The sequence below is a fragment of the Flavobacterium sp. ACAM 123 genome (assembly GCF_000264055.1).
Taxonomy (GTDB): Bacteria; Bacteroidota; Bacteroidia; order Flavobacteriales; family Flavobacteriaceae; genus Flavobacterium.
Genome location: NZ_AJXL01000175.1, coordinates 1 through 4,254 on the forward strand (window position 1 = coordinate 1; position 4,254 = coordinate 4,254).

The 4,254-nt window shown below is 30.7% G+C and carries 7 protein-coding genes; 6 read left to right on the forward strand and 1 reads right to left on the reverse strand.

From position 1 onward, the window contains the following. Window positions 1-233 precede the first annotated feature (233 nt). The 5 genes from A3SG_RS0117650 to A3SG_RS0117665 all read left to right on the forward strand — a co-directional run bounded on the left by A3SG_RS0117650 (window position 234) and on the right by A3SG_RS0117665 (window position 3,236). On the forward strand, window positions 234-707 hold the full coding sequence (locus A3SG_RS0117650; RefSeq protein ID WP_157485543.1) for a hypothetical protein: 474 nt from the start codon (window positions 234-236) through the stop codon (window positions 705-707). Then, the gene (locus A3SG_RS0117655; RefSeq protein ID WP_157485545.1) at window positions 704-1,693 is read left to right on the forward strand and encodes a glycoside hydrolase family 19 protein; all 990 of its coding nucleotides are present in this window, start codon (window positions 704-706) and stop codon (window positions 1,691-1,693) included. The genes A3SG_RS0117650 and A3SG_RS0117655 overlap by 4 nt, the downstream gene beginning before the upstream one ends. A gap of 11 nt (window positions 1,694-1,704) precedes the next feature. Further along, window positions 1,705-2,121 carry a hypothetical protein gene (locus A3SG_RS0117660; protein WP_198008537.1) on the forward strand — a complete coding sequence of 139 codons (417 nt, stop codon included), beginning with the start codon at window positions 1,705-1,707 and terminating at the stop codon, window positions 2,119-2,121. Between the two features lie 371 nt (window positions 2,122-2,492). Further along, window positions 2,493-2,717 carry a substrate-binding domain-containing protein gene (locus tag A3SG_RS21415; protein WP_232226427.1) on the forward strand — a complete coding sequence of 75 codons (225 nt, stop codon included), beginning with the start codon at window positions 2,493-2,495 and terminating at the stop codon, window positions 2,715-2,717. A 111-nt stretch (window positions 2,718-2,828) separates the two neighbouring features. After that, a complete protein-coding gene (locus A3SG_RS0117665; protein WP_016991323.1) occupies window positions 2,829-3,236 on the forward strand; it encodes a hypothetical protein in 408 nt (135 codons plus the stop codon). Window positions 3,237-3,431: 195 nt separating this feature from the next. Here A3SG_RS0117665 and A3SG_RS21765 read toward each other — a convergent pair whose 3' ends face one another. After that, entirely contained in the window at window positions 3,432-3,596 is a 165-nt protein-coding gene (locus tag A3SG_RS21765; protein WP_016991324.1) for a hypothetical protein, read from the reverse strand. A 104-nt stretch (window positions 3,597-3,700) separates the two neighbouring features. On the opposite strand from A3SG_RS21765, the gene A3SG_RS0117675 reads away from it, so the two are divergent. Beyond that, window positions 3,701-4,171 carry a hypothetical protein gene (locus A3SG_RS0117675; RefSeq protein WP_016991325.1) on the forward strand — a complete coding sequence of 157 codons (471 nt, stop codon included), beginning with the start codon at window positions 3,701-3,703 and terminating at the stop codon, window positions 4,169-4,171. Window positions 4,172-4,254: the final 83 nt, after the last annotated feature.

Here is a 4,254-nt window from a genome sequence, read left to right on the forward strand (position 1 = left end):
CAATAATAGTTGTAATCTGAATGTGTAAATTAACAAAAAGATAACATTTGTAGTTTTTATTTAGAATATTTTTCTTAGATTAGCAAAAGCTTCACAAATAAAGTAGCTTTATTTTAACCAGATAGTTATGATAAAAAAATACTTACCCCCCCCATTACTTAGGAATTTTCTTAGCTTTACTATTTTGTGCCTGTAGTAATGAGGATTTAGAAACCAGCGCAACTCCCTCGGTTGTGAGCCAATTAAAGAATGACTTGAAACTGGATCAATTTGAAATGCAAAATTTCGCTAAGAATGTAGCTGTTAATTGGGAGGCTATTAATACAATAGAGAAAGACGGGCTAACCATATATGAAATTCCAATCTCTGAAATAAATCAAACGACCATAGCGTCTAATTTATTTCAAGAGCAATTAAAATACGGATTGATTGCCGTAAAAAAAGGAGATGAGATGCATTCTTACCTAATTGAAGCCTATTCTAGTGTTAATCATTCTTTATATGCTAATACTATTCAAAATCTAGGACAATTTACAGGCACTCTTAATGTTTATGAATTAAACGGTAAATCAGTAGGTCAATTAGTTGTATTTAATGGGAAAAGCACAAATCCGTCCAGTAATAATTATCTTACCCCTCTTGATGAAACCATCAATTTATTTTATGTATCAAAAAAACAACCAGTAGATTACCTTCTTGTAACATGACCCAGTTTTTAACACTTACAAATCGACATGAAGTACGTCACTATGTGCCCACTGTCATTGTTGGAACCTATACTAATTGGGGATATTCTTATTCAACATTTACACTCACTACTACACGTACATACATGAGTGTCCCTTATCCTTGCGGAACAGATGCAGACTACCATCACGTACCTTATATGGTAACTACCCATGAGGATCTTTATGATGAATGTCCTGTAGGGCAAGTAAAAAACAGCAAAAATGAATGTGTTACACCCTGTGACACTAAAAAAGAAGACTTGAAGAAAGTTTTTCCAAATACTGATGATAGCAAACTACAAGAAATTGCAGATGCCATAAATAAATATGGCAAGGATTTTGGTATAGATACAAAAGAAAAATTACAACACTTTTTAGCTCAAGCTGGACATGAGAGTACAAATTATGCAGGTAGAGAGTTCAGTGCCTTTGAAGAAAACCTAAATTATCAAATTTCTAATTTAGGTACAAATTCTAAAAATTTCAAAAAATATTTTAATACTATTTTAGCACCTACTTTAGATTCGAAAAAAATGAACCCTAGCGATTTTAAGAGAACAGAACCTGTGAATGGCATCTATTATGTCGATAAGATAAAATTTGCTAATTATGTTTATGGTCATAGAAATGGTAATATCGCAGAAAATGACGGGTATAATTATAGAGGAAGAGGTATAATTCAATTAACAGGAAAAACAAACTACACTTTATTTAATGAGTTTTACAAAACAAATTATGATGAAAATACGGATATATTAAATAATCCAAATTTAGTAGCGAGCGATCATAAGATTGCAGTCATAAGTGCTTTATGGTTTTTCAATGAAAATGTATTAATAAACAAAAACATTAATAATGACTCAACAGTTGAAGATATTACAAAAATTATAAATGGAGGATTAAACGGAATCGACCATAGAAATCAACTTTTTAGTAGAGCAGAGCAAAATATTAATTGTATATAAATTTTAAAAACATGAAAAACATGAAAAATATGAGAACCATAATAATAATTTCCATAATATATTTTATAAATTGTAGTTTTATAGGGCGTAATTTACCTCCGCCATTAGATAATCATCAAGATATAATTGGGAAATGGCAGTCAGATGAGACTTCAGGGTGGGTTTTGGAATTTAAGGCAGATGGAAAATGCGAAGAGTCTCTTAATGGTAAAATATTAAAAGTATATTTTTATTCGTTTGGTAAGACTTCACCGCAATGTGGTCATATCGTCCCAGTAGGGGAATTATTTGAATATTTAAATCTTGTTAATGTAAATAATTCTGAGGATAAGTTTTGTTATGAATTTTTAGGTGTTGACAATGATAATTTTGCAATGATTTATATAGGAGGAGCGTCCAATAATCCAATGGGTTTTATAAAATTATAAACTCTAGGACTTTTGTATTTACAGCTGCGCTCCAAAGTGTTCGTTTATAGTAGTGAATGCCCCGGTGGCGCTCGTTTGTCTTCACTTTCTGGTGCTTGCCTGCGGCGAGTATCTACTTAAATCGAAAAGACAGAACGTAGCGTTTGTAACGCGGATAATTAAAACAAAGTAACGTGTAAAAGTGTTGTTTTTTCAAAGCTGGAATGTAAATAAAAATCAGTAGTTAGGTAAATATTGAGCCATTGTGGTAAATGAGTCGCGTTATAAACGCTATATTTAGTGCTAAAAAATAAGTAGATACTCGTTGCAAACGAGCACCAGAGGGGTGCAATACAAGTTTTGAAAAAAACAAAATAAAAATTCCCGAAGAGATTGCAGTCGTCGGATTTAGTAATTCAGTTTACTCGACAATCATCCAGCCTAAACTTACAACGATTGATCAACCCGGAAATAGAATTGGAGAGATAGCGAACAAATATTTAATTGATGAAATTAATAGTGATAATGAAATCAGTTATAAAACGATTGAAATTAAAACTAATTTGATTGTTAGGGGTTCTTCTTTTAAATCCTTAAAAAGAAATAGCTTAGCTTAGTCCGTATGGGAGCTTAGTAGGCATGTTTTTTAGTATATTTGATATACTATGGAAAACAGTTTTCAAAAACCAAGTAAAAGACTTCGTTCGGGGGCGGGAGTATAAAAAATTATGAAAAAAACCACAAAAAACTTTTTAGTTACAATTGCGTTTGTGCTTGCCGCGGTAATTGTGTTTTCTTTCACAATGAAGGGTTCATTCAACCAACAATCAACCAAGGACGGAATTGTTGGTTCATGGGTTTCCGATAGTGACTCTAATAGTATTTGGGTTTTTTCATTAGATGGTAAATGCAAAAGATACTATGCAAGTAAACTTTTGAACACATCTGATTTCATAATTACAAATACGTCTTGTGGAAATAAAATTGATTCGGAATATGAATACTTAAAATTGATAAAAAGTACAGGGAAAATATATTGCTATGCAATAAATGGTATTACTCAAGTAGGTAATGATACGTATTTATCAATAGAATACAATGGAAACCCAACACCAATGCTGTTTAAGAAACAATGAGTATGACACATTATCGATTTATACAACAATCTACTAATGTTTCTTTCTCATACATTTCCTTCGGTAATGATTCTTTACTACTAATTACAAACATTGGTAATGTAACTGATAAATATTTTGTAAATTAAATTGCTCTCAAACCAAAAAAGTCTAGTTTTTCAAGCTAGACTTTTTTTAAATTCTTATTTTTCTGGATTATTTTAAATGCTCCAGCATATCTTTTGTCATCGTTTCCAAATCATATTTATGTTTCCAGTTCCAGTCTTTTCTGGCAAAATCATCATCAATACTTGCAGGCCAGCTGTCGGCTATTTTTTGACGGAAGTCTGGTTTTTCATCAATAATAGTTGTAATCTTCATGTATAAATCAAGAAAAAATAACGTTAGAAACACTTATAAAGAATGTTTTTCCCACATTAGGAATCGCTACATAAATAAAGCAGCTTACTTATAACCAAATAATCATGAAAAAAATATTTTGGATTTTAATATTATGTATTTCATTTTCCATATTTGGGCAAACCAAAGAAAGTGATTTTTTTAACTTATATAAAGGCGGGAATAATTATAAGAAACCCTTGAAATATGTGCTTTTTGATATTTCTGCAGGAGACACTAAAAAAGAAATTGATAATAAAATCTATTTTTATATGGGAGGAGAAACTTTTATTTTTGACTCTAGAATCGATAAATTAGATTCTTGTATTACTGATCAAACAAAATTCACAATAAGTAAATCAAAGGACTTACAAGAAAAAGCGTATCAGTTTTACAAGGAAAAAAAGCAAATAGAGGAAAGGAAAATGAAGTTAAAAAATCCAATACTGTATCCGGTAACTGATTTTAGTGCATACTTTAAAATTTATGTATTAGAAAAAACTAATGAAAATACGCTGCTAAAGCATGAAGTTGATTGGATATATTCGACATTTTAAAAACTCCAACTCTCTGCGGTTTTACTATACGCCAAATTTGCGAAGTGAAGTAAAGAATTCATTTCATTTATAAACTAAAAAAA

Coding starts and splice junctions, on each gene's coding strand:
- A3SG_RS21765 (WP_016991324.1), bottom strand. CDS start 3,596: ATGAAGATTACAACTATTATTGATGAAAAACCAGACTTCCGTCAAAAA.
- A3SG_RS0117660 (WP_198008537.1), top strand. CDS start 1,705: ATGAAAAACATGAAAAATATGAGAACCATAATAATAATTTCCATAATA.
- A3SG_RS0117665 (WP_016991323.1), top strand. CDS start 2,829: ATGAAAAAAACCACAAAAAACTTTTTAGTTACAATTGCGTTTGTGCTT.
- A3SG_RS0117675 (WP_016991325.1), top strand. CDS start 3,701: ATGAAAAAAATATTTTGGATTTTAATATTATGTATTTCATTTTCCATA.
- A3SG_RS0117655 (WP_157485545.1), top strand. CDS start 704: ATGACCCAGTTTTTAACACTTACAAATCGACATGAAGTACGTCACTAT.